Below are 21,865 nucleotides of genomic sequence, written 5' to 3' on the forward strand. Positions count from 1 at the left end.
CCTGGAAAACGGGGCCGCGCGATGCGCAGGCCGGAAATTATACGCTGGCTGCTGGCAGAGGGATGGCAGTGACTCGCCAGTCGTCGCCTACAGCGCGCATGTCAGTGATCTTGAGTTGGGGAGCGTCCGCCAGTTTCTCAAGCGGCCAGTCCAGCAACGGCCGGGCGGCGGAGCCGAGAAATTTACCGGCGACGAATATCACGTATTCGTCCACCAGGCCCTGCTGCGCAAAAGCGCCCGCCAGGCTTGGCCCGGCCTCCACCAGTACCTCGTTGACGCCACGGGCGGCCAGGGCCACCAGCGCCGAACGCAGGTCGACCTGGCCGTCGACGCCCGGCACTACGAGGCATTCGGGTCCACGCGGGAACTGGTTTTCCGGCGTCACACAGGTGATGACCAGTGCCGGCCCGGCCTTGAAGAACGGTGCGTTCAGCGGTACCCGCAGGCGGCCGTCGATCAGCACGCGCAGCGGCGGGCGAGACATCGCCAGGGCGGTGTTGGCCGCGTCCAGGCCGAGCTCGGCGGCACGCACGGTCAGGCGTGCGCCATCGGCCAGTACAGTGTCGGCACCGGTCAACACCACGCTGGCTTCGGCGCGCAGCCGTTGCACGGCGGCGCGCGCGGCGGGGCCGGTGATCCACTGGCTTTCGCCGCTGGCCATTGCGGTGCGACCGTCCAGACTCATCGCCAGCTTGACGCGCACAAAAGGCAGGCCTTGCTCCATACGCTTTAGAAAGCCCGGGTTCAGCGCTCGCGCCTGGCTTTCCAGCACGCCGCTGCGCACCTCGATCCCGGCTTGAGCCAGACGCTGCATGCCGCGCCCGGCGACTTCCGGATTGGGGTCCTGCATCCCGGCCACCACCCGCGCCACGCCAGCACTCACCAGCGCATCGGCGCATGGCGGTGTGCGGCCATGGTGGCTGCAAGGTTCGAGGGTCACGTACACCGTGGCGCCGCGCGCTTTATCGCCGGCGGCGCGCAGGGCATTGGGCTCGGCGTGGGGCTCGCCGGTGCACTCATGCCAGCCTTCGCCGACGATCTGCCCATCGCGCACAATCACGCAGCCGACCCGAGGGTTGGGATGGGTGGTGTACACGCCCTTGCGCGCAAGCTCCAGGGCACGGGCCATGTAGTGGGCGTCGAGCACGGCCTGTTCAGCGGAAGGTGGGTTCATTGTTTGGCCGGCTCACGGGCCAGGCGGTCGATCTCTTCGCGGAACTCGTTGAGATCCTGGAAGCGTCGATACACCGAGGCGAAACGGATATAGGCGACTTCGTCGAGTTTTTGCAGCTCGCCCATCACCAACTCGCCCACGACCAGGCTCTTGACCTCGCGCTCGCCGGTCGCTCGCAACTTGTGCTTGATATGCGCCAGGGCTGCTTCCAGCCGCTCGACGCTTACCGGGCGTTTTTCCAGGGCGCGCTGCATACCGGCGCGCAGTTTTTCTTCGTCGAAGGGCTGGCGGCTGCCGTCGGACTTGATCAGCCGTGGCAACACCAGTTCGGCGGTTTCGAAGGTGGTGAAACGTTCACCGCAGCCGGAGGCCAGGCATTCGCGCCGGCGACGTACTTGATCGCCCTCGGCGACCAGTCGCGAGTCGATGACCTTGGTGTCGTTGGCACCGCAGAAGGGACAGTGCATGGTGGCAGGCAACAAAAAATGGGAGGGCCATGGTAGCGCATCCCCATGGCAAGACAAGCCATAGCCTTTACGGTATATAGGCTGACAATTATGTTTCTTCTCTTTTAAGCCACGGATTTTGTCCCTTCTGGAGCCGTACATGCAGTTACGACCCGTTGTTTTGCTCGCTTTGTTCAGTGTCCTGATCGCCTGCAGCAGCGAAGCCCCCAAGCCGAGCGCGCCCCAGCCGGCGCCCGCGCAGGAGAAAAAAGTCCCCGGAATCGAAGACCTCGGTCCACTGCCGGCCTATCAGCGTGAAATCAACGGCAGCCTGACCAATGTGCCTGCCGGGGCCGAAGTCGAAATGGCCCTGCTGGTGATCGACGACCGCTCGCGCCCGCAGCAACTGCTCGCCAGCAGTGTGTTGACCGGCAACGGCAAGCCATTGGCCTTTCGCCTGCGGTTCAACCCCGAGGCTTTCCCGGCCGGCGCGCGGGTTGAGCTGCGCGGTCGTGCCAGCCAGTCCGGCCAGTTGATCCTGCACCTGCCCGCCGTGCGCATTACTCAGGCGATCACACAGACCACCGGCCCCCTGCAACTCGTCAAGGCACCATGACGCCACCGCTGGACCTGCAACGCGCCCTGAGCGATCTGATCGGCGACGCACACCTGGTGCCCTGCGCGCTGCCGGGCACCGACCTGTCGTTATGGCTGCTGGACGCGGACAACATGGACCGCGCCTTCAGCCAGGAGGAAACCCGGCGCATTCTGCATGAACCGCCCTACTGGAGTTTCTGCTGGGCCAGCGGCCTGGCGCTGGCGCGGTATCTGGCGGCAAACCCGGAATGGGTGAAAGGCAAGCGCGTGCTGGATTTCGGCGCCGGCTCCGGTGTGGCCGGTATTGCGGCGGTTAAAGCGGGTGCGCTGGAAGTGGTGGCCTGCGACCTGGACCCGCTGGCATTAGCGTCCTGCCGGGCGAACGCCGAACTCAACGGTGTGAAACTGAGTTACTCGGCGGACTTTTTCGCCGAAGCCGACCGCTTCGACCTGATCCTGGTCGCCGACGTGCTCTACGACCGCGCCAACCTGCCGCTGCTGGATCACTTCCTCAGCCGTGGACGCGAAGCACTGGTGGCGGACTCCCGCGTGCGGGACTTCCAACACCCCGCCTATCGACGCCTGGACATACTGGATGCCCTGACCCTGCCGGACCTGGCCGAGCCGTGGGAGTTTCGCAAGGTGAGCCTGTACCATTCGCGGCGCCAGCCCTTATAGTTGCCCCTATTCCCGCTTTCTTCGAGACGCCCCATGAGTGAGCCCACCCCATATATCTTCGACGCCACCACTGCTACCTTCGACCAGGCGGTAATCGAAAACTCATTCCACAAACCTGTACTCGTAGATTTCTGGGCCGAGTGGTGCGCGCCGTGCAAGGCGTTGATGCCGATGCTGGCGCAGATTGCCGAGAGTTATCAGGGTGAGTTGCTGCTTGCCAAGGTCGATTGCGAGGCCGAGCAGGACATCGTTGCGCGGTTTGGCATTCAAAGCCTGCCGACGGTGGTGCTGTTCAAGGACGGTCAGCCGGTGGACGGGTTCGCCGGGGCACAGCCGGAGTCGGCGGTGCGGGCGATGCTTGAGCCGCATGTGCAGATGCCTGCGCCGAAGGCGGCTGATCCATTGGTGCAGGCCCAGGCGTTATTCGCAGAAGGCCGTATCAGTGACGCCGAAGCCCTATTGGTCGCGCTGCTGGGCGAGGACAACACTAACGCCGCCGCACTGATTCTGTACGCGCGCTGCCTGGCTGAACGCGGTGAGTTGGGTGAAGCCCAGGCCGTGCTCGATGCCGTGAAAAGCGACGACCACAAAGCCGCTCTCGCCGGGGCCAAGGCACAGATCACCTTCCTGCGCCAGGCCGCCGAGCTGCCGGACGCCGCCGACTTGAAAAGCCGGCTGGCGCAAAACCCGCAGGACGACGAAGCGGCCTATCAGCTGGCTATCCAGCAACTGGCGCGCCAGCAGTACGATGCGGCACTGGACGGTCTGCTCAAATTATTCGTCCGCAACCGCAGCTACAACGAAGGCCTGCCGCACAAGACCTTGCTGCAGGTGTTCGAACTGCTGGGCAATGATCACCCGCTGGTCACCGTGTACCGCCGCAAGTTGTTCGCTGCGCTGTACTAATCGCCGAGCCAACGGTACAGCGGCGTATCCCCGCCGCTGACCACCTTGACCTTGGCGCTGTGGCGCAGGCGCACCAGCAGGCGTTTGCCCACTGCCGCATCGCCGGCCAAGCCTTCCAGTTGATCGAGCAATTCCAGGCCGCTGAGTTGGCCGGCATTGCGTAACAGGTCCTGGGCGCTCTGCCATAGATCATCACCGGGTTTCGCCGCCGCAGCCGGGCCAGCGCTCGCCGGGGCTACTGGCGCGGCCTGAAATTGCGCGCCCAGGCGTGCCCAATCGCCGCCGTCCATCTCTACAGTCAAATCCACCGGCAGGTCGCCGATGGTTCCACGAATTCGCAACATCGCCCCTACTCCCGCAGTTTTTCCGACCGGCATGCTCCCATGTGGCTTGCACAACGCCAAGCGGGCGGGCAAACTCTCGACACATTGTTATAAGATTACATAACAAAACTTTCATCTCCGGGAGCTTTTCCATGCGCCGTCTGTTGCTTGCCTTGCCGTTTGCCCTGCTGCCACTGGCTGTCGCCCAGGCGCATGATGACCATGATCACGAACACGGCAGCCTCGGCGCCCACGAACACGGTGTTGCTCGCCTTAACGCCGTGCTTGATGGTCAGACGCTGGAGCTTGAGCTGGACAGCCCGGCGATGAACCTGGTGGGATTCGAGCACGTGGCCAGCAGCGCCGCCGACAAAGCCAAGGTCGCCGCCGCGCGCGAGCAACTGGAAAACCCTGTCGCCCTGTTCAACCTGCCCAAGGCCGCCGGTTGCAAGGTCAGCTCCCAGGAACTCAACAGCCCGCTGTTCGGTGACAAGCCCGAAACCGATCATGACGACGATGATGACGCCACCGACGGCAAAGGCGCAGCCGCCCATGAGCACCATCACGACCACAGCGAGATCCACGCTCACTATCAATTCACCTGCGCCACACCGACCGCCCTGGGCAATCTGGACCTGACCCAAGTGTTCAAGACCTTCCCCGCCACCCAGAAAATCCAGGTACAACTGATCGGCCCGAGCGGCCAGCAGGGCGTCGACGCGACGGCCACCGCAGCCACCCTGAAGTTCTGAGTGCCCATGACCCAGCCATTGATCGAACTGTCCGACCTGGGCTTTAACTGGCCCGGTCATCCTCAACTGCTGGATATCCCCGCCTTCCGCCTGGAGCGCGGCGAAACCCTGTTTCTCAAAGGCCCCAGCGGCAGCGGTAAGACCACCCTGTTAGGGTTGCTCGGCGGCGTGCAGAAACCCGGTCGCGGCAGCATTCGCCTGCTCGGCCAGGAACTTACCGCGCTGTCGGCGGGCGCGCGCGATCGGTTCCGTGTCGACCACACCGGCTACATTTTCCAGCAGTTCAACCTGCTGCCGTTTCTGTCGGTGCGCGAGAACGTCGAGTTGCCCTGCCACTTTTCCAGGCTGCGTGCACAACGCGCGGTCCAGCGTCACGGCAGCGTCGACCAGGCGGCCGCCACTCTGCTTGCGCACCTGGGCCTGAAGGACAAAGACCTGCTGGCGCGTCGTGCCGATTCGCTGTCCATCGGCCAGCAGCAACGGGTGGCCGCCGCCCGTGCGTTGATCGGCCAACCGGAACTGGTGATTGCCGACGAACCCACCTCGGCCCTGGATTACGACGCCCGCGAAGCCTTCATCCAATTGCTGTTCGCCGAGTGCCGCGACGCGGGGGCCAGCCTGTTGTTTGTCAGCCACGACCAGAGCCTGGCGCCGCTGTTCGACCGTCATCTTTCGCTGGCCGAGCTCAATCGCGCCGCCACGCCCGCAGAGGTTTGAGATGTATCTGTTTCGTCTAGCCATGGCCAGCCTGGCTAACCGCCGCTTTACCGCGATCCTCACCGCCTTCGCCATCGCCCTGTCGGTGTGCCTGTTGCTGGCGGTGGAGCGCGTACGCGTTGAGGCACGCAACAGTTTCGCCAGCACCATCAGCGGCACCGACCTGATCGTCGGCGCGCGCTCCGGTTCGGTCAATCTGCTGCTGTACTCGGTGTTCCGCATCGGCAACGCCACCAACAACATTCGTTGGGACAGCTACGAGCACTTCGCCGCCAACCCTCAGGTGAAATGGGCCATCCCGATTTCACTCGGGGACTCCCACCGCGGCTATCGCGTGATGGGCACCAACCAATCCTACTTCGAGCACTACCAGTACGGCCGCAAGCAAAACCTCGAACTGGCCAGCGGCCGTGCCTTCGCCAGCGACCCGTTCGAAGTGGTGCTCGGTGCGGAAGTGGCGGATGCGCTGCACTACAAACTCGGCGACAAACTGGTGCTGGCCCATGGCGTAGCGGTGGTCAGCCTGGTCAAGCACGATGACAAACCCTTCACCGTGGTCGGTATTCTCAAGCGCACCGGTACGCCGGTGGACCGTACGCTGCATATCAGCCTTGGTGGCATGGAAGCGATTCACATCGACTGGCACAACGGCGTTCCCGCTCAAGGCAAAGGCCGGATCAGCGCGGACCAGGCGCGCAACATGGACCTCACGCCGCAAGCCATCACGGCCTTCATGCTGGGCCTGAACAACAAGATTTCCACCTTCGCGCTGCAGCGGCAGATCAATGAGTTTCGTGGCGAACCGATGCTGGCGATTCTGCCGGGCGTGGCGTTGCAGGAGCTGTGGAGCATGATGGGCACCGCTGAAAAAGCGCTGTTCGTGATCTCGCTGTTCGTGGTGCTGACCGGTTTGATCGGCATGCTCACGGCGATCCTCACCAGCCTCAACGAACGCCGTCGCGAAATGGCGATTTTGCGTTCGGTGGGCGCGCGACCCTGGCATATCGCGACGCTGCTGATCTTCGAAGCGTTTGCATTGGCACTGTCCGGGGTGATCGCCGGCGTCGGCCTGCTGTACGTATGCATCGCCGCCTCGCGCGGTTACCTGCAGGCCAACTATGGCCTGGACCTGCCGATGTCATGGCCGAGCGAATATGAATGGACCCTGCTCGCCGGTATCCTGGCCGCCGCGCTGTTGATGGGCAGCGTGCCCGCGTGGCGCGCCTATCGACAATCCCTGGCCGACGGCCTGTCCATACGTTTATGAGGAAGGTTTCGATGCGCCGTGTCCTGTTTGCCCTGTTGCTGGTGGTGGCCGTGCCGACCTGGGCCGATGAGCAACCCAGGGATCTGTCCTGGCAGGAAATGATTCCGCCGGATGCGCCGCCGGAAGTGCCCAATATGAAACCGCTGCACAACCTGTCGAACATGGCCGATGCCTTGTCCGTCGAGGCGGCGCCGGCGGCCAAGCAGGATTTGCCCAACGCCCCGGTGGTCAAGGGCCTCGACGGCCAGCATATTCGCCTGCCCGGTTATATCGTGCCGCTGGAAGTGAGCGAGGAAGGCCGTACCACCGAGTTCCTGCTGGTGCCGTACTTCGGCGCGTGTATCCATGTGCCGCCGCCGCCGTCGAACCAGATCGTGCATGTCAAAAGCGAAGTCGGCGTGAAGCTCGATGAGCTGTACCAGCCGTACTGGATCGAGGGGGCGATGCAGGTCAAGCCCTCCACCAGCGAACTGGCCGACGCCGGTTACCAGATGGATGCCGAAAAGATTTATATGTACGAGCTGCAGGAATAACGCTTATCGCCCTTTCATTGAGCTGAGTCAAAAGACCGAACGGAACGATCTTTACCATTGGACCTACAACTTTTAAACGTCCTTTGGAGCTCCCATGAACAAGTCTCTGCTCGGCGCGTCCCTCTTCGCGCTCGCCCTCGTCGCCCCTGCCGCCCATGCTCACGAAGCGGGCGACATTCTGGTTCGCGCCGGTGCAATCACCGTGAACCCGAAGGCCGACAGCGGCAGCGTCAAGGTTGATCAAGGCCCACTGGCCGGCGCCAACCTGGGTGGCAAGGCGACCATGAGCAGCGATACCCAGTTGGGCTTGAACTTCGCTTACATGCTCACCGACCACGTCGGGATCGAACTGCTGGCGGCCACGCCGTTCGAGCACGATGTGAAGATCAAGAACACCGCGCTCGGTGCCGCTAATGGCAAGCTCGGTACTCTCAAGCATCTGCCACCGACCTTGAGCGTCGTGTACTACCCGCTGGATAACAAGTCCGCCTTCCAGCCCTACGTGGGTGCCGGTATCAACTACACCTGGATCTATGACGAACACGTCGGCAGCCGTGCCGAGGGCGCGGGCTTCAGCAACTTCAAGGCGGAAAACTCCTGGGGCTGGGCGGCGCAGATCGGCGCTGACTACATGATCAACGACAAGTGGATGATCAACGCCCAGGCGCGCTACATCGACATCAGCACCAAGGCCACCGTGGACAACAACGCATTGGCCGCCGGCACTCGCGCCAAGGTCAATGTGGACGTGGACCCAATGGTCTACATGGTGGGTATCGGCTACAAGTTCTAAGCCGCTGCAACCAACACTGCGTCACCAATATGAGAGGGGGCTTGCCCCCGATAGCAGAGTGTCAGTCACCGGTTCATTGACTGACCCACCGCTGTCGGGGGCAAGCCCCCTCTCACATTCAGCTGCGGCGGTAGAAGCGGTCCAGCAAGGCTGGCAGCCCCGCACGCCAGGCGCGGGGCTTGATGCCGAACGTGTGCAGGATTTTCTTGCAGGCCAGTACGCCGTGCTGGGGTTCTTCGCTGGCATCCGGGCGGGCGGCGTGGGCCTGGGCGGTGGGTGATTCGATGGCCAACGGGTGAAAGCTGCGCGCTTCGGTAAGGATGGCCTGCCCCAGCGCCAGCGGCGTGGTCGCCTCATGGCCGGCGTAGTGGTACGTGCCCCACAGCGGCGCCGCGCAATCGAGTTGCTTGAGTACCGAAATGATCACCCGAGCGGCGTCGTCCACTGGCGTCGGGTTGCCGCGACGGTCGTCCGCCATCAGCAATTGCCCCGGTTGCTCAGCCTTGGCCAGAAAGCGCCCGAGGGTGCCATCGACACTGTCGTCCAGCAGCCAGCCAAAACGCAGCAACACATGTTGCGGGCACGCGGCGCGCACGCTTTGTTCAATGCGCCACAACGCCTGGCCGCGCAGGCCCAGCGGCACAGGCTCGTCCTTTTCGCTGTAGGCGGTGGCGCGCGAGCCATCGAACACGCGGTAGCTGGACGGTTGCAACAAGGTGATGGTGTGGTGCTGACACAGTTCGGCCAGGCGCTCGATAGCGAATTCCTGGGCGGCCAGGCGCGTTTCACTGACCGCTTCGGCCTGGAACCAGTCGAAATAGTAGGCGAGGTTGATCAACGCATCGGGACGGGTGTCGTCGAGCAATTGGGTAAGGCTTGCGGCATCCCAGCCGTCTTGGGGCGGTTTGGGGGCGAGGAAACCGATGTCTTCCTCCGCACCGAGGCGAATCAGCGCCTGCCCGAGGGCATTCCCGCCGCCCAGTAACATAAGGCGCATTCGCATAGATTGAGCAGGCCCGGTCTGTTTGGAACGATGGTTGGGGTCGGCAGGCCTGTGGGCCGTGCCGTGGATAGTTGCCAGAATCGTTGCATTTTGCGGGTTTGTAGCGCAACCGTCACGGATAAAGTACGGGTTTGCAACTTGTTGGAACTGGCAGTATCAATCACTCCATGAACGCACTTGAATCCATCGACACAGCCCTGCGCGGTTTCCACCCCGCCGTCAGCGCCTGGTTCCGCGAAAGCTTCCCCTCGGTGACCGACGCCCAGGCGCAGGCGTGGCCGCTGATTCGCCAGCGCCGCTCGACCCTGATCGCTGCGCCCACCGGCTCCGGCAAGACGCTGACAGCGTTTCTGGCAGTGCTTGATGAGCTGGTCCACCAAGGGCTGGCCAACGGCGGCGAACTGCCGGATGAGACGCTCGTGGTGTATGTGTCGCCACTCAAGGCGCTGTCCAACGACATCCAGATCAACCTGCAAACCCCACTGACGGGCATCACTCGGCACTTGCAACAGCAAGGCCTGCCACCGCTGGCGATACGCACAGCCGTGCGCACCGGCGACACCCCGCAAAAAGACCGCGCACAGATGCGCAAACGCGCACCGCATATCCTGGTGACCACACCGGAATCGCTCTATGTACTGCTGGGCTCGGACTCCGGCCGGCAGATGCTCGCCACCACGCGCACGGTGATCGTCGATGAAATCCACGCCGTTGCCGCCGGTAAGCGCGGCAGCCACCTGGCGCTGAGCCTGGAGCGGCTGCAAGGCTTGTGCAGCGAACCGCTGACACGCATCGGCTTGTCGGCCACGCAAAAACCCATCGACGCCGTGTCGCGCTTTCTGGTCGGCACCGGCCGCCCATGCGCCATTGTCGACATCGGCCACGCGCGCCCCCGTGACCTGGACATCGAAGTACCGCCGGTGCCGCTGTCGGCGGTTATGGCTAACGATGTCTGGGAGCTGGTCTACAACCGCCTCGCCGATCTGGCCCGCGAACACCGCACTACGCTGATCTTCGTCAACACCCGGCGCCTGGCCGAACGCCTGGCCCGGCACTTGAGCGAACGCCTGGGTAAAACCGCGGTGGCCGCCCACCACGGCAGCCTGGCCAAGGAAATGCGCCTGGATGCCGAGCAACGTCTCAAGGCCGGCGAGCTGCAAGTGCTGATCGCCACCGCCTCCCTGGAGCTGGGAATCGATATCGGCGACGTCGACCTGGTGTGCCAGATCGGCTCGCCCGGGTCCATCAACGGGTTTCTGCAACGGGTCGGGCGCTCCGGCCACCATGTGGGCGGCACACCCAAAGGACGTTTATTCGCCCTCACCCGCGATGATCTGATCGAATGCGCCGCACTGCTCGACTGTGTGCGGCGCGGCGAACTGGACACGCTGCACATCCCCGTTGCACCGCTGGATGTGCTGGCGCAGCAGATCATCGCCGAGGTCAGCGCCCAGGAGTGGTCGGAGCAGGCCCTGCTGGCGCTGATCCACCGCGCCGCGCCTTATGCCGAACTGGATGAGCGCCACTACCAGGCGCTGCTGCACATGCTTGCCGACGGCTACAACGGTCGCCAGGGCATCCGCAGCGCCTACCTGCACCGCGATGCCGTGACCCACACCCTGCGCGGCCGACGTGGCGCACGGCTGACCGCTGTGACCAGCGGCGGCACGATCCCGGATAACGCCGACTACAGCGTCTTGCTCGAACCCCAGGGGTTGAACATCGGCAGCGTCAACGAGGATTTCGCGGTGGAAAGCATCGCCGGGGATATCTTCCAGCTGGGCAATACCTCCTACCGCATCCTGCGGGTCGACGCCGGCAAAGTACGCGTTGAGGACGCCCACGGCCAGCCGCCGACCATTCCGTTCTGGTTGGGCGAAGCACCAGGGCGCAGCCATGAATTGTCGGCCGCCGTGGCCCGCCTGCAGGGGCAGATGGACAGCCTGCTCAGCGCCACACCCGGGGACCTGCGCGGGGCATCGGCGTGGCTTACCGAAACCCTGGGCCTGAACCACGCCAGCGCCGAGCAGATCCTCGATTACCTGGCCCGCACGCGCCTGGCCCTCAGCGCGCTGCCGTCCCAGGACACGCTGATCATGGAGCGGTTCTTCGACGCTTCCGGCGGTACCCAGTTGATCATCCATACGCCGTTCGGCAGTCGCATCAACCGCGCCTGGGGCCTGGCCCTGCGCAAGCGTTTCTGCCGCACCTTCAATTTCGAATTGCAGGCGGCGGCCAGCGAAAACGCGATCGTGCTCTCGCTGTCCACCAGCCACAGCTTCGCGCTGGACGAGGTGTGGCGTTACCTCAACAGCCAGAGCGCCGAACACCTGTTGATCCAGGCCGTGCTCGACGCGCCGCTGTTCGGCGTGCGCTGGCGTTGGAACGCCGGCGTGGCCCTGGCGTTGCCACGCTACACCGGTGGGCGCAAGGTGGCCCCGCAAATCCAGCGCATGAAAAGCGAAGACCTGATCGCCAGTGTGTTCCCCGACCAGATCGCCTGCCTGGAAAACCTCGCCGGCGAGCGCGAAGTACCCGAGCATCCATTGGTCGAGCAAACCCTCGACGATTGCCTGCACGACGCCATGGACAGCGATGGCTGGCTGGCCCTGCTGCGGCGCATGGAAAGCGGCCAGGTGCGCCTGGTCAGCCGCGATCTGCCGGCCCCCTCGCCCATGGCCGCGGAAATTCTCAGCGCGCGCCCCTACACCTTTCTGGATGACGCGCCGCTGGAAGAACGTCGTACCCAGGCCGTGCTCAATCGCCGCTGGAGCGACCCGCAGAGCACCGACGACCTCGGTGCATTGGATGCCGAGGCCATCGCCGGCGTGCGCGAAGAGGCCTGGCCGGCGCCTCAGGGCGTGGATGAAATGCACGAAGCGCTGATGAGCCTGGGCGGCATCGCCCCCAGCGAAATCACGCCGCCCTGGGCCAACTGGCTGCAGGCGCTGGCCAAAGCCGGGCGCGCCCATCGTTTGCCCAACGGATTGTGGGCAGCGGTGGAGCGCCTGAATATCTGGCAGGCGCTCGTGCCCCACCACCTGCCGCTGCTGCCGGGCTTCGACGAGCCCTGGAGCCATGAGGACGCTCTGGCGGAAGTGCTGCGCGCACGCCTCAGTGGTTTCGGCCCGCAGACCCTGGCCGAGATCGCCGCGCCCCTGGCCTTGCCGCCGGCCGACATCGCCCAGGGCATGGCCCGGCTGGAGCAGGAAGGCTACGTGCTGCGCGGCCACTTCAGCCCCGGCGCCGACAGCGAACAGTGGTGCGAGCGCCACCTGCTGGCGCGCATCCATCGCTACACCGTCAAGCGTCTGCGCCGGGAAATCGAACCGGTGGCGCTGCAGGATTTCATGCGGTTTCTGTTCGATTGGCAGCACCTGTCCGATGAAACCCGGGGCCAAGGCAGCGCCATGTTGGCGCAGATTATCGGGCAATTCGAAGGCTATGCCGCCGCCGCGTCGGCGTGGGACAGCGATCTACTCAACGTTCGGCTCAAGGATTACTCACCGACTTGGCTCGATGACCTATGCCGCAGCGGCAAATGGGTATGGATGCGCCTGACTGACAAACCCAGCGCGAGTGCCCAGCGCAGCACGCCGGTGGTACTGCTGCCGCGCAGCCAAGTGGGTATGTGGAGCGGCCTGGCCGACGCGGCCGACTGCACAACCCTGTCGCCCAAGGCGCAGAAAGCCCACGGGGCGCTGCGCGAACACGGCGCGCTGTTTTTCGACGAGCTGGTGCACGAGGCCCATCTGCTGCGCAGCGAACTGGAGACCGCGCTGCTGGAACTGGTGGGCGCCGGCCTGGTGAATGCCGACAGCTTCGCCGGCCTGCGCGCACTGACCACCCCCGCCAGCAAGCGCCAGGCCCGCAGCAGCCGACGCGGACGCGGTGCGTTTATCGGCGGCATGGACGATGCCGGGCGCTGGGCGCTGATTCGTCGCCCACCGAGCGCCGCCGGCCCGCACTCGGCCGAAACCCTGGAGCACGTGGCGATGACCCTGCTGCGCCGCTACGGCGTGGTGTTCTGGCGCCTGCTGGAGCGCGAGGCCGATTGGCTGCCGAGCTGGCGCGAATTGCTGCGCACCTTCCACCGCTTGGAAGCCCGTGGGGAAATCCGCGGCGGACGGTTTGTGAGTGGCCTGGCCGGTGAACAATTTGCCCTGCCGGAAGCGATACCGTTACTGCGCGAAGTTCGGCGTCGGCCCCATGACGGGCGCCTGGTGGCGGTGTGCGGCGCGGACCCGTTGAACCTGGTGGGGACGTTATTGCCGGGCAACAAGGTGCCAGCGGTGAGTGGCAATCGCATCGTGTATCGCGACGGGCTGCCGGCGGCGGTGAGGGTCGGCAGCAAGCAGCAATTGCTGGTGGAGGAAGATCAGCAGGCGCTGCAGGAGAAGTTGATCAGGCTGTAAGCTTGAGGGCCTCATAGGGGGGCAAGCCCCCTCCCACAGTGGCGTCAAAAAATGTGGGAGGGGCTTGCCCCCGATGAGGCCCTGACAGACGCCATCACACCACCGGCATCTCAGCGTCCGGCTCATCCGCCTGGGCCATGCGCTTGGGCAGCAACACCTGCTGTGGATAAGTCTGCGCGAAGTGCACCTCGTCACAGTTATCCACAAGCTTTTTCAAGCGCTGGTTAAACGCACGGCTCACTGCATATTGCCCGCCCGACACGGTGCGGAACTGCGCGGTCAGCACCACGCCGTTGAGGTCCATTTTGTCGACCCCGAACACCTCCAGCGGGCCTTGCAGGTTGTATTTGAGGAACACGTCGTCGCGGATCGACTGCCCCGCCTCGCGGATCAGCTCCACGGCCTTGTCCACATCGGTGTCGTAGGTGAACTGCACCGAGAAGAACGCGTAGGCGAACTGCCGCGATTGGTTGGTCACCGCCTTGATCTGCCCGAACGGCACCGAATGCACAAAGCCCTTGCCGTCGCGCAGCCGCAGGGTGCGGATGGTCAGGCCCTCGACGGTGCCGGCGTGGCCGGAGTCGAGCACCACCCAGTCGCCGATCGACAGCGTGTCCTCAATAATGATGAACAGCCCCGTGATCACATCCTGCACCAGTTGCTGGGAACCGAAACCGATCGCCAGGCCGACCACCCCGGCACCCGCCAGCAGCGGGGCGACGTTGATTCCCAGGTTGGCCATGGTAGTGATCGCGCAGATCACCACCAGGATGATCTTCACCGCATTGCGCAGCAGCGGCAGGATGGTCTTGACCCGCGTACTGGGTTGGCGGCTCGAGCGTTTGTTCACCGGCGGCTTGAGCGCTTCCTGAATCGCCGTGTCGAGCACCACCCAGAACAGCCACGTCACCAGCAGAATCAGGCCGATGCTGCTCAGGGAATCACTGATCGCCCGGCCCACCGAGTTGCGTTGGGCGAATTCGAACAGCGACACGCCCCAGATGCGCCCGAGTATCTCGATAAACGCAATCGCCATGACGATGCGCAGGATCGCGTGCAACAGGCTGAGGAAGCGTTCCTTGTAGGCGCTGCTGCGCTGGATCGCCACCTGGCTGCGGGACTTGAACAGGTGCTGCAGCACCGTGCTGAGAAACACCGTACCGATCAGCAAAATGGTGGTGAACAGCGCGCAACGCAGGGCCTTCTGGTTGTCGTCGCCAGCGCCAATCAGGTTGATCGCCGAGACCAGCACCATCAACAGGATCGGCCAGTACCACAGCCCGGAAAACACCCGCAGCGATTGCTGCAACGCCGGATGCTTGAGGCGTTGGGTCAGCGGCCGGTTACGGATCAGATGCGCCACCGGCCGGCGCAGGCGCACCACCAGCACGCCAAAGATCACCGCCGCGAACAGGCCGGTGAACACCGCGATGCTGCTGGTGATATTGCCGCCCAGCTGGCGTGCGATCTGCGGGCTGGTCAGCGCGTCGCTGAGGGCGGCAAGGAAGCCGATCAGGAACAGCGGCCGCGGGCAGTACGCGCGAATGATCTGCACCGCACGCCGCTTGTGCCCGAGGTTGAACATGACGATCACGCACAACAGCATCGACGTGGAGAAGATCCCGCTGCTGGTGGCGTAGGCGAAACACAGCGCCAGCGCGCGACCGATGGAGCTGGGCAGAAAATGACTGACGTAGAGGGTCAACGGCAGACAGATCAGAGCCGGAATCGTATACGGCGCCACGTAACCCAGCACACCCAGCAGGCGCTCGCGGCGCTGGAAAAACGAGCGTTGCCCGAGGCGCCGCACGATCAGGCGCCCCAGCAACGTCAACAGGGTAAAGGCACCGATCCACACGCAGGACAGCAGCACAAAGTCCCCGGCAATGCTCCACGGCGAACGCTGCGCGGTCTGGTCGACCAACCGCCCGACTTCATCGGCGGCCCGGTCCGCGCGCAGGCGCCAGGCGTCGATAAGGTTCTGGTTGAGATCGAGCTTGTCCTGCACGTCGTCGATGCTGGAGCTGATCGCGCCGAGCAGGCCACCCTCCACCAGCAATTCCGGTTTGGCCGGGGCTTGGGGTTCAGGCGCGGCGGCCGCGGCATGCAATGCGCCGCTGCCGCACAACAGCAGCGCGCCGAGCAGTAATGCAGTCTTTGAATTCAGCAAAACACCGGGCTCCTTCGCATGGGTCTGTAAGGAACTGACGGGTTTGCGTCCTGATCGTTCCCGAGAATGTGCCGTCTGTAGGAATCGCGAAACTTTCCGTCAAATCCGGCAGTCATCCAACCACGCAGGCAAACCGGCCTTGCCTTGACAGGAGCAACCATGGCGGCGATTCACATCGGCATATCCGGCTGGCGCTACACGCCCTGGCGCGGGGACTTCTACCCCGAGGGGCTGCCCCAGAAACGCGAATTGCAGTTTGCGTCACGCGCCGTCAACAGTATCGAAATCAACGGCTCGTTCTACGCGCTGCAGACGCCCAAGCGCTACGCAGAGTGGTACGCCGATACGCCTGACGGTTTTATGTTCAGCGTCAAGGCGCCGCGCTACATCACGCACATCCTGCGCTTGCGGGACGTGCATAAACCGGTGGCGAATTTCTTCGCCTCCGGGGTGCTGGAGCTGAAGGAAAAACTCGGCCCGATTCTCTGGCAGTTTCCGCCCAGTTTTAAGTTCGATCCGGCCTTGTTCGAGGCGTTTCTAAAGGAGCTGCCCACCGACACCCAACAAGCCGCCGCCCTCGCCCGCCAGCATGAGCCGCGCCTGAACGGCAAGGCGAGCCTGCAGGCGCACGGCAAGCGCGCGCTGCGGCACGCGGTGGAAATTCGACATACAAGTTTTGCCGTGCCCGAGTTCGTACACCTGCTGGACACGTACGGCGTGGCCCTGGTGGTGGCGGACACAGCGGGCAAGTGGCCTTATCTCGAAGACGTCACCGCCAACTTTGTGTACTTGCGCCTGCACGGAGAGAAACAGCTGTATGCCAGCGGCTATACCCCCGAAGCCTTGACGCGTTGGGGCGACCGCATCGAGCGCTGGTGCAAGGGCAAGCAGCCAACCGATGCGCACCTGGCCGACCCGCAGCACAAGCCACGTGCGCGCAAGCAGCGCGACGTGTTCTGTTTTTTCGACAATGACATCAAAGTGCGCGCGCCTTTCGATGCGCGCCAGTTACTCAAGCGTTTCGAGCTGGATACGCACCTCGCCACAGAGCCGGGGAAACTGCCGGAACCTGGAGTGTTGCCATGACCCATCCCGAGTTGATCCCCATCACCCCGACGACGCCGATCACGCGCTTTACCGTGCTCACGGTGAATATCCACAAAGGCTTCACCGCGCTCAACCGTCGTTTCATCCTGCCCGAGCTGCGCGAAGCGGTGCGCAGCATCGGCGCCGATATAGTGTTTCTGCAGGAGATCCACGGCACTCACGAACAGCACCCACAGCGTTACAGCAACTGGCCGAACATGCCCCAGTACGAGTTTCTCGCCGACAGTATCTGGCCGCAGTTCGCCTATGGTCGTAACGCGGTCTACCCCCACGGCGACCACGGCAATGCGCTGCTGTCCAAATTCCAAATCGTGCGCTACGACAACCTCGACATATCCCAAAGCGGCCATGAAAACCGTGGCCTGCTGCATTGCGTACTGCGCCTGCCGGGCACCGGCCAGCAAGTGCATGCGTTCTGCATCCACCTGGGCCTGCGCGAGGTGCATCGCCAGCAGCAATTGCGCTTGCTGGAGCAGCGTATCGCGCAAATCCCGGCGGATGCGCCGGTGCTGGTGGCAGGGGATTTCAACGATTGGCGACAAAAAGCCGACCTGAGCCAGAGCGGGCTGACCGAAGTCTTCGTCGGCGCCCACGGCAAACCGGCGCGCACCTTTCCAGCGCGCCTGCCGTTGCTGGCGCTGGACCGTATCTACGTGCGCAACCTCACCGCCCATAACCCGCGCGTGCTGACCGCACGGCCGTGGTCCCATTTGTCAGATCACGTGCCGCTGTCCGTGGAGATCGAACTATGAACATTGCGGTAGAACACATTTCCACCGATCAGCCGCCGGACGAAGCCAAGGCCCGCGACCTCGATTACGGCTGGCAGAGCGGCAACCGGGTTGAACTGCTGGAAAACGGCGAAGCGTACTTCCCCAGGGTGTTTGAGGCCATGCGCCAAGCCCAGCGCGAGATCCTGCTGGAGACCTTTATTCTGTTCGAAGACAAGGTGGGCAATGAGCTTCAGCGTATTTTGATCGAGGCGGCGCAGCGGGGCGTCAAGGTGGTCGCCAGCCTCGACGGTTTTGGCAGCGGCGAGCTGAGCCCCTCGTTCCTCGGTGCGTTGGCGGATGCGGGCGTGGCCGTGCAAATGTTCGACCCGGCATCCAAGACCCTGGGCATTCGCACCAACTGGTTTCGCCGCCTGCACCGCAAGATCGTGGTGGTGGACGCTACCGTGGGGTTTATCGGCGGGATCAATTTTTCCGCCGACCACCTCGGCGATTTCGGCCCCGAAGCCAAGCAGGATTACGCGGTGCAAATCACCGGCCCGGCGGTCGCCGACCTGCATCACTTCGCCCTGGCACAGAGCGGTCGGCAGGTGCGCACACGACGCGGCTGGCGGCGGCGCCAGCAACGGCCGGCGGTGTGGCCGGCCGAGCAAGGCGATGGCCTGGTGCGTCTGATTTACCGCGACAACCTGCAGCACCGCGACGACATCGAAGAAGCGTATATCCATGCGTTGAGCAAAGCGCAAAAACGCGCGGTGATCGCCAATGCTTACTTCTTCCCCGGCTACCGCCTGCTGCGCGAGATCCGCAACGCGGCGCGACGTGGCGTGCACGTGCAACTGATCATGCAGGGCCAACCCGATGTGTTGCTGGCCAAGCTGGCGGCGCGGATGCTCTATGACTACCTGCTCAAGGACGGCGTGGTGATCCACGAATACTGCCAGCGCCCGCTGCACGGCAAAGTGGCGCTGGTGGATGACGAATGGAGCACCGTGGGCTCAAGCAACCTGGACCCGTTGAGCTTGTCGCTCAACCTGGAGGCCAACGTGCTGATCCGCGACCGCGGGTTCAACCAGCAGTTGTACGAGCGCCTGGAAACGCTGGCGAACAACCACTGCAAGACCATGCCGGAAAACCGCAAGCCACGCCTGTGGCTGTGGCGCCTGACCGTGGGTTTCCTGGTGTTCCATGTGATGCGCCATTTTCCCGTACTGACGGGTTGGTTGCCGGCCCACAAACCGCGTCTGAAACCTTTCGAGAGCCAGGCCCATGACCACTGAAACCGGCGGTTCGCGCTTCAAGCGCTGGAAGAAACCGCTGACCATCGCGTTCTTCCTGCTGCTGATTGTGTTGTTCACGATGCTCGCGCGTCGCATCGACTGGAGCGAAGTGGTACAGACCTTGAGCGAGTTCAAGCTGCGCACGCTCCTGATCGCCAGCGCGCTGACCCTGTGCAGTTTTATCGTCTACGCCTGCTTCGACCTGATCGGCCGCACCTACATTCGCCAGCCGTTGCGTTGGAAGCAGATTTTGCCGGTGGGCATCATCAGCTATGCGTTCAACCTCAACCTGAGCGCGTGGGTGGGCGGTATTGCGATGCGCTATCGGCTGTATTCGCGGTTGGGGGTGAGCACCGGCAATATCGCTAAAATCCTCGGCCTGAGCCTGGCCACCAACTGGTTCGGCTATATGGCCCTGGCCGGCGTGGTGTTCAGCAGCGGGCTGGTGACACTGCCACCCGGCTGGAAATTGAGCAGCGGCGCCTTGCAAGGTGTGGGGGTGTTGTTGGTGCTGGCGAGCCTGGCTTATCTGGCGGCATGCCGGTTCTCGAAGAAGCGCGCGTGGTCGATCCGCGGTATCGAAATAAACCTGCCGTCGTTGCGCATGGCGTGCCTGCAATTGGCGTTGGGCGCGCTGAACTGGTCGTTGATGGCGGCGGTGATTTTCACGCTGCTGCCGTCCAAACTGGATTACCCACTGGTGCTCGGCGTGCTGCTGATCAGCGCGATTGCCGGGGTGGTCACTCATATCCCGGCCGGGCTCGGGGTGCTGGAGGCGGTGTTTATCGCGCTGCTGCAACACGAGGCATCGCGCGGCAGCCTGCTGGCCGGGCTGATTGCGTACCGGGCGATCTATTTCATATGCCCGCTGCTGATCGCCCTGGTGATGTACCTGGGCGTTGAGGCCAAGGCCAAGGCATTGCGGGTGAAGAAAACACCCGCCTGAGGGTTACCGCGACTGGATGATGCTCAAGCGCTCGCCCACTACCATCTCGGTGATCCAGTCCACGAGAATCGAGGTGTAGGCCTGCTGGGACACCGGGTCGCTGAGAGCGTGGTCGGCGCCGTCGATGATGCGGTGGGTCAGCGAATGGGTATGCTGGCACGCCGCACGGTAGCTCATGATGGTGGCGTGAGGCACGTGGTCATCGGTTTCGGATTCCACGATCAACACGTCCCCGGTAAACGCCGAGCATGCGTGCAGGGCTCGGTTGGTTTCGGCGTGCACCAGGGTACTGCGGTAATCCATCAAGTCAGCTTTATCCAGGTCACGCTTGGGCTTGAGCCACTCCTGATCGCGGTACAACGCCGGTACCCGCAGGGCCAGCCAGCGCACCGGGCGCAATGAGGTGAGAATCGCCGCCAGGTAACCGCCGTAGCTGGTGCCCACCACCGCCACCGCCGAGGTGTCGATGGCCGGGTGCGCGATCAGCCGGTCATAGGCGGCCAGCAGGTCGCGCAGGTTGTCTTCGCGCGTCACTCGCGACAGCGGAATACCGGTGCCGGCGTGACCACGCAGGTCGAAGGTCAGGCAGACACAGCCCAGGCCCGCGATACCTTTGGCGCGTTCCAAATCCCGCTCCTGGCTGCCGCCCCAACCATGCACAAACAACACGCCGGGCACTTTGGATTTGGGGCTCAGGAACGTGCCGCTCATTTGTTCGTCGTCGATATCGATGGAAATGCTTTCGCTTCTAGCCGTCATAAGATTTGACCGTTACGTACTTGAGAAGAAATTCGCTGTGTTCCGCCGGGCCTCGGTACACCTCGATGGCATCCGCCGGCAGCGCTTGGTGGTGATAGGTTTCCACCGAGGACACATGAATGGCTTGCAGGCCCGGGTGGTTGATAAAACTCTGTAAAGCCGCAACCTCGGCGCTGCTGGCACCGCCCATGCGCCAAGACTGTTCGAGCACGCCACTGCGGCGCTGGCCCTCGCTGTCCAGGCCCTGGGCGACATCGTAGTTGCGTCGCGATGCGTAGAACCCCGGATAGCACTGGTCGGCGGCGGCGTCGAAAACCCTGGCCTGCTCGACGGCCAGGCGCACGTCGTCGGGCAGCTTCAGTGCCAGCAGGTCGGCGTAATCCCCCGGCACCACCAGCAGGTCGGAGCCGCCGTAGACCTCTTCGCCCTGCCCGTCTTGAGTCAGGTATTGCTGGCCGCAGTAACTGAGCACGTAATCGCCGATAAAACTCTGACCCACGCTGTGAGTGACCACGTTGCGCAGGTCCTGCTCCAGCACCACACCGTCATTGAACATCGCCGTCGCCTGCGGGTGCGCCAGCACGGCATCGAGTTCGTCCAGACTACGGACGACCTGCTGTCCGCGCCCCGCGCAGGCGTGCACAGGTTTCAGACGGATCGGCCCGCTGTACAGCAGGCGCGTGGCGGCCTCCCGCGCGTCACCCAAGGCGAATACGCTGAGGCCGTCGAGCACCACATCGCGCACTTGCTCGCAGAACTGCGGCGACCAGCCATCCGGTGCCTTGGCGTTCGGTCCGAGCAAGCCATGGGTAATGGCTTTGGTGCAGATGAAATCGTGCTCCACATACCCGCCCCACAGGTCGTCCGGGCCTTGGATATTCAAGGCACGGGCCTGGGCCGGACCGACGATGGTTTGCGTGGGCAGCAGGTAGAGGTCACGCCCCGCGTGTTGCTGCGGATCGTAGCTGCCGCCGAACTTGAGCCCCAGAATCTGCGCCAGCCAACGGGCCAGGGCGCGGTTGGTGTCGACTTCATGCCGGGGCGCGCCTTTGCGTGTGGAATGCGCCACCACGCTTTTTTTCCGTTGCATCGGGGTCATGCGTCCCCCTTGGCCATCCTGCCATGTGTGTAAGGGGGATAGTTGCAGGGATCAGGCCAATCCCCCTAAGGCCGACAGCGTCGGCAAATCAGTCAGTTAGGGGCAAGGCGATAGCCAATGGCCTGTTTGATTCTGCACGACCTCGCGTTGAGCAACAGGCGTTCTGCAC

At 63.8% G+C, this 21,865-nt stretch carries 20 protein-coding genes; 13 read left to right on the plus strand and 7 right to left on the minus strand.

Annotated features, from left to right (window positions below; genetic code table 11):
- Positions 1–37: 37 nt before the first annotated feature.
- Together ribD and nrdR are read right to left on the minus strand one after the other, a co-directional pair.
- A complete protein-coding gene (ribD, locus tag QRN10_RS24350) occupies positions 38–1,174 on the minus strand; it encodes a bifunctional diaminohydroxyphosphoribosylaminopyrimidine deaminase/5-amino-6-(5-phosphoribosylamino)uracil reductase RibD (protein ID WP_285429340.1) in 1,137 nt (378 codons plus the stop codon).
- Positions 1,171–1,641: a transcriptional regulator NrdR gene (gene nrdR, locus QRN10_RS24355; protein ID WP_034100969.1), complete on the minus strand. Its 471-nt coding sequence runs from the start codon at positions 1,639–1,641 to the stop codon at positions 1,171–1,173. The genes ribD and nrdR overlap by 4 nt, the downstream gene beginning before the upstream one ends.
- Before the next feature lie 139 nt (positions 1,642–1,780).
- On the opposite strand from nrdR, the gene QRN10_RS24360 reads away from it, so the two are divergent.
- From QRN10_RS24360 to trxA, 3 genes are read left to right on the plus strand one after another with little or no spacing between them, the layout of a single operon-like run.
- Positions 1,781–2,236: a YbaY family lipoprotein gene (locus QRN10_RS24360; RefSeq protein ID WP_285429341.1), complete on the plus strand. Its 456-nt coding sequence runs from the start codon at positions 1,781–1,783 to the stop codon at positions 2,234–2,236.
- Complete coding sequence (locus QRN10_RS24365; RefSeq protein ID WP_253509578.1) at positions 2,233–2,895, plus strand: class I SAM-dependent methyltransferase; 663 nt, start codon at positions 2,233–2,235, stop codon at positions 2,893–2,895. Before QRN10_RS24360 ends, QRN10_RS24365 begins: the two co-directional genes overlap by 4 nt.
- A 33-nt stretch (positions 2,896–2,928) precedes the next feature.
- On the plus strand, positions 2,929–3,801 hold the full coding sequence (trxA, locus tag QRN10_RS24370) for a thioredoxin (RefSeq protein ID WP_266246975.1): 873 nt from the start codon (positions 2,929–2,931) through the stop codon (positions 3,799–3,801).
- Here trxA and QRN10_RS24375 read toward each other — a convergent pair.
- Complete coding sequence (locus tag QRN10_RS24375) at positions 3,798–4,145, minus strand: hypothetical protein (protein WP_285429342.1); 348 nt, start codon at positions 4,143–4,145, stop codon at positions 3,798–3,800. The genes trxA and QRN10_RS24375 overlap by 4 nt on opposite strands.
- A gap of 131 nt (positions 4,146–4,276) precedes the next feature.
- On the opposite strand from QRN10_RS24375, the gene QRN10_RS24380 reads away from it, so the two are divergent.
- The 5 genes from QRN10_RS24380 (at position 4,277) to QRN10_RS24400 (ending at position 8,186) form a co-directional block, all read left to right on the plus strand.
- Entirely contained in the window at positions 4,277–4,876 is a 600-nt protein-coding gene (locus tag QRN10_RS24380) for a DUF2796 domain-containing protein (RefSeq protein WP_285429343.1), read from the plus strand.
- Between the two features lie 6 nt (positions 4,877–4,882).
- Positions 4,883–5,593, plus strand: a complete 711-nt coding sequence (locus QRN10_RS24385) for an ABC transporter ATP-binding protein (RefSeq protein ID WP_181081325.1) — start codon at positions 4,883–4,885, stop codon at positions 5,591–5,593.
- A 1-nt stretch (position 5,594) separates the two neighbouring features.
- Positions 5,595–6,860, plus strand: coding sequence for an ABC transporter permease (locus QRN10_RS24390; RefSeq protein WP_181081324.1), 1,266 nt, complete (start codon positions 5,595–5,597; stop codon positions 6,858–6,860).
- Between the two features lie 11 nt (positions 6,861–6,871).
- Positions 6,872–7,393 (plus strand): DUF3299 domain-containing protein, encoded by a 522-nt coding sequence (locus tag QRN10_RS24395; RefSeq protein WP_285429344.1) that lies wholly within the window; start codon positions 6,872–6,874, stop codon positions 7,391–7,393.
- Positions 7,394–7,487: 94 nt separating this feature from the next.
- Entirely contained in the window at positions 7,488–8,186 is a 699-nt protein-coding gene (locus tag QRN10_RS24400; RefSeq protein ID WP_181081322.1) for an OmpW/AlkL family protein, read from the plus strand.
- A gap of 118 nt (positions 8,187–8,304) precedes the next feature.
- Here QRN10_RS24400 and QRN10_RS24405 read toward each other — a convergent pair whose 3' ends face one another.
- Complete coding sequence (locus QRN10_RS24405) at positions 8,305–9,189, minus strand: sugar nucleotide-binding protein (protein ID WP_181081321.1); 885 nt, start codon at positions 9,187–9,189, stop codon at positions 8,305–8,307.
- Between the two features lie 167 nt (positions 9,190–9,356).
- Here QRN10_RS24405 and QRN10_RS24410 point away from each other — a divergent pair, with 167 nt between their 5' ends.
- Positions 9,357–13,604: a DEAD/DEAH box helicase gene (locus tag QRN10_RS24410; RefSeq protein WP_285429345.1), complete on the plus strand. Its 4,248-nt coding sequence runs from the start codon at positions 9,357–9,359 to the stop codon at positions 13,602–13,604.
- A gap of 94 nt (positions 13,605–13,698) precedes the next feature.
- On the opposite strand, the gene QRN10_RS24415 is transcribed toward QRN10_RS24410, so the two are convergent.
- A complete protein-coding gene (locus tag QRN10_RS24415; RefSeq protein ID WP_285429346.1) occupies positions 13,699–15,774 on the minus strand; it encodes a mechanosensitive ion channel family protein in 2,076 nt (691 codons plus the stop codon).
- A 159-nt stretch (positions 15,775–15,933) separates the two neighbouring features.
- Between QRN10_RS24415 and QRN10_RS24420 the strand changes: the two genes are divergently transcribed.
- The 4 genes from QRN10_RS24420 to QRN10_RS24435 are packed head-to-tail and all read left to right on the plus strand — an operon-like array spanning position 15,934 to position 19,838.
- Positions 15,934–16,860, plus strand: a complete 927-nt coding sequence (locus QRN10_RS24420) for a DUF72 domain-containing protein (RefSeq protein ID WP_285429347.1) — start codon at positions 15,934–15,936, stop codon at positions 16,858–16,860.
- Positions 16,857–17,633, plus strand: a complete 777-nt coding sequence (locus QRN10_RS24425) for an endonuclease/exonuclease/phosphatase family protein (RefSeq protein WP_253509582.1) — start codon at positions 16,857–16,859, stop codon at positions 17,631–17,633. Before QRN10_RS24420 ends, QRN10_RS24425 begins: the two co-directional genes overlap by 4 nt.
- Positions 17,630–18,892: a cardiolipin synthase ClsB gene (gene clsB / locus QRN10_RS24430; RefSeq protein WP_181081316.1), complete on the plus strand. Its 1,263-nt coding sequence runs from the start codon at positions 17,630–17,632 to the stop codon at positions 18,890–18,892. Before QRN10_RS24425 ends, clsB begins: the two co-directional genes overlap by 4 nt.
- Positions 18,882–19,838 (plus strand): lysylphosphatidylglycerol synthase domain-containing protein, encoded by a 957-nt coding sequence (locus QRN10_RS24435; protein WP_181081315.1) that lies wholly within the window; start codon positions 18,882–18,884, stop codon positions 19,836–19,838. The genes clsB and QRN10_RS24435 overlap by 11 nt, the downstream gene beginning before the upstream one ends.
- A gap of 3 nt (positions 19,839–19,841) precedes the next feature.
- On the opposite strand, the gene QRN10_RS24440 is transcribed toward QRN10_RS24435, so the two are convergent.
- Both QRN10_RS24440 and QRN10_RS24445 read right to left on the minus strand, forming a co-directional pair.
- Positions 19,842–20,597: an alpha/beta hydrolase family protein gene (locus tag QRN10_RS24440; protein WP_181081314.1), complete on the minus strand. Its 756-nt coding sequence runs from the start codon at positions 20,595–20,597 to the stop codon at positions 19,842–19,844.
- The gene (locus QRN10_RS24445; RefSeq protein ID WP_285429348.1) at positions 20,587–21,696 is read right to left on the minus strand and encodes a DUF3182 family protein; all 1,110 of its coding nucleotides are present in this window, start codon (positions 21,694–21,696) and stop codon (positions 20,587–20,589) included. Before QRN10_RS24445 ends, QRN10_RS24440 begins: the two co-directional genes overlap by 11 nt.
- Positions 21,697–21,865: the final 169 nt, after the last annotated feature.

The sequence above is a fragment of the Pseudomonas sp. lyk4-R2A-8 genome (assembly GCF_030209095.1).
Classification (GTDB): domain Bacteria; phylum Pseudomonadota; class Gammaproteobacteria; order Pseudomonadales; family Pseudomonadaceae; genus Aquipseudomonas; species Aquipseudomonas quebecensis.

Coding starts and splice junctions, on each gene's coding strand:
- QRN10_RS24375 (WP_285429342.1), bottom strand. CDS start 4,145: ATGTTGCGAATTCGTGGAACCATCGGCGACCTGCCGGTGGATTTGACT.
- QRN10_RS24420 (WP_285429347.1), top strand. CDS start 15,934: ATGGCGGCGATTCACATCGGCATATCCGGCTGGCGCTACACGCCCTGG.
- QRN10_RS24410 (WP_285429345.1), top strand. CDS start 9,357: ATGAACGCACTTGAATCCATCGACACAGCCCTGCGCGGTTTCCACCCC.
- ribD (WP_285429340.1), bottom strand. CDS start 1,174: ATGAACCCACCTTCCGCTGAACAGGCCGTGCTCGACGCCCACTACATG.
- QRN10_RS24390 (WP_181081324.1), top strand. CDS start 5,595: ATGTATCTGTTTCGTCTAGCCATGGCCAGCCTGGCTAACCGCCGCTTT.
- QRN10_RS24400 (WP_181081322.1), top strand. CDS start 7,488: ATGAACAAGTCTCTGCTCGGCGCGTCCCTCTTCGCGCTCGCCCTCGTC.
- clsB (WP_181081316.1), top strand. CDS start 17,630: ATGAACATTGCGGTAGAACACATTTCCACCGATCAGCCGCCGGACGAA.
- trxA (WP_266246975.1), top strand. CDS start 2,929: ATGAGTGAGCCCACCCCATATATCTTCGACGCCACCACTGCTACCTTC.
- QRN10_RS24425 (WP_253509582.1), top strand. CDS start 16,857: ATGACCCATCCCGAGTTGATCCCCATCACCCCGACGACGCCGATCACG.
- QRN10_RS24405 (WP_181081321.1), bottom strand. CDS start 9,189: ATGCGAATGCGCCTTATGTTACTGGGCGGCGGGAATGCCCTCGGGCAG.
- QRN10_RS24435 (WP_181081315.1), top strand. CDS start 18,882: ATGACCACTGAAACCGGCGGTTCGCGCTTCAAGCGCTGGAAGAAACCG.
- QRN10_RS24365 (WP_253509578.1), top strand. CDS start 2,233: ATGACGCCACCGCTGGACCTGCAACGCGCCCTGAGCGATCTGATCGGC.
- QRN10_RS24440 (WP_181081314.1), bottom strand. CDS start 20,597: ATGACGGCTAGAAGCGAAAGCATTTCCATCGATATCGACGACGAACAA.
- QRN10_RS24395 (WP_285429344.1), top strand. CDS start 6,872: ATGCGCCGTGTCCTGTTTGCCCTGTTGCTGGTGGTGGCCGTGCCGACC.
- QRN10_RS24380 (WP_285429343.1), top strand. CDS start 4,277: ATGCGCCGTCTGTTGCTTGCCTTGCCGTTTGCCCTGCTGCCACTGGCT.
- QRN10_RS24445 (WP_285429348.1), bottom strand. CDS start 21,696: ATGACCCCGATGCAACGGAAAAAAAGCGTGGTGGCGCATTCCACACGC.
- QRN10_RS24360 (WP_285429341.1), top strand. CDS start 1,781: ATGCAGTTACGACCCGTTGTTTTGCTCGCTTTGTTCAGTGTCCTGATC.
- QRN10_RS24385 (WP_181081325.1), top strand. CDS start 4,883: ATGACCCAGCCATTGATCGAACTGTCCGACCTGGGCTTTAACTGGCCC.
- nrdR (WP_034100969.1), bottom strand. CDS start 1,641: ATGCACTGTCCCTTCTGCGGTGCCAACGACACCAAGGTCATCGACTCG.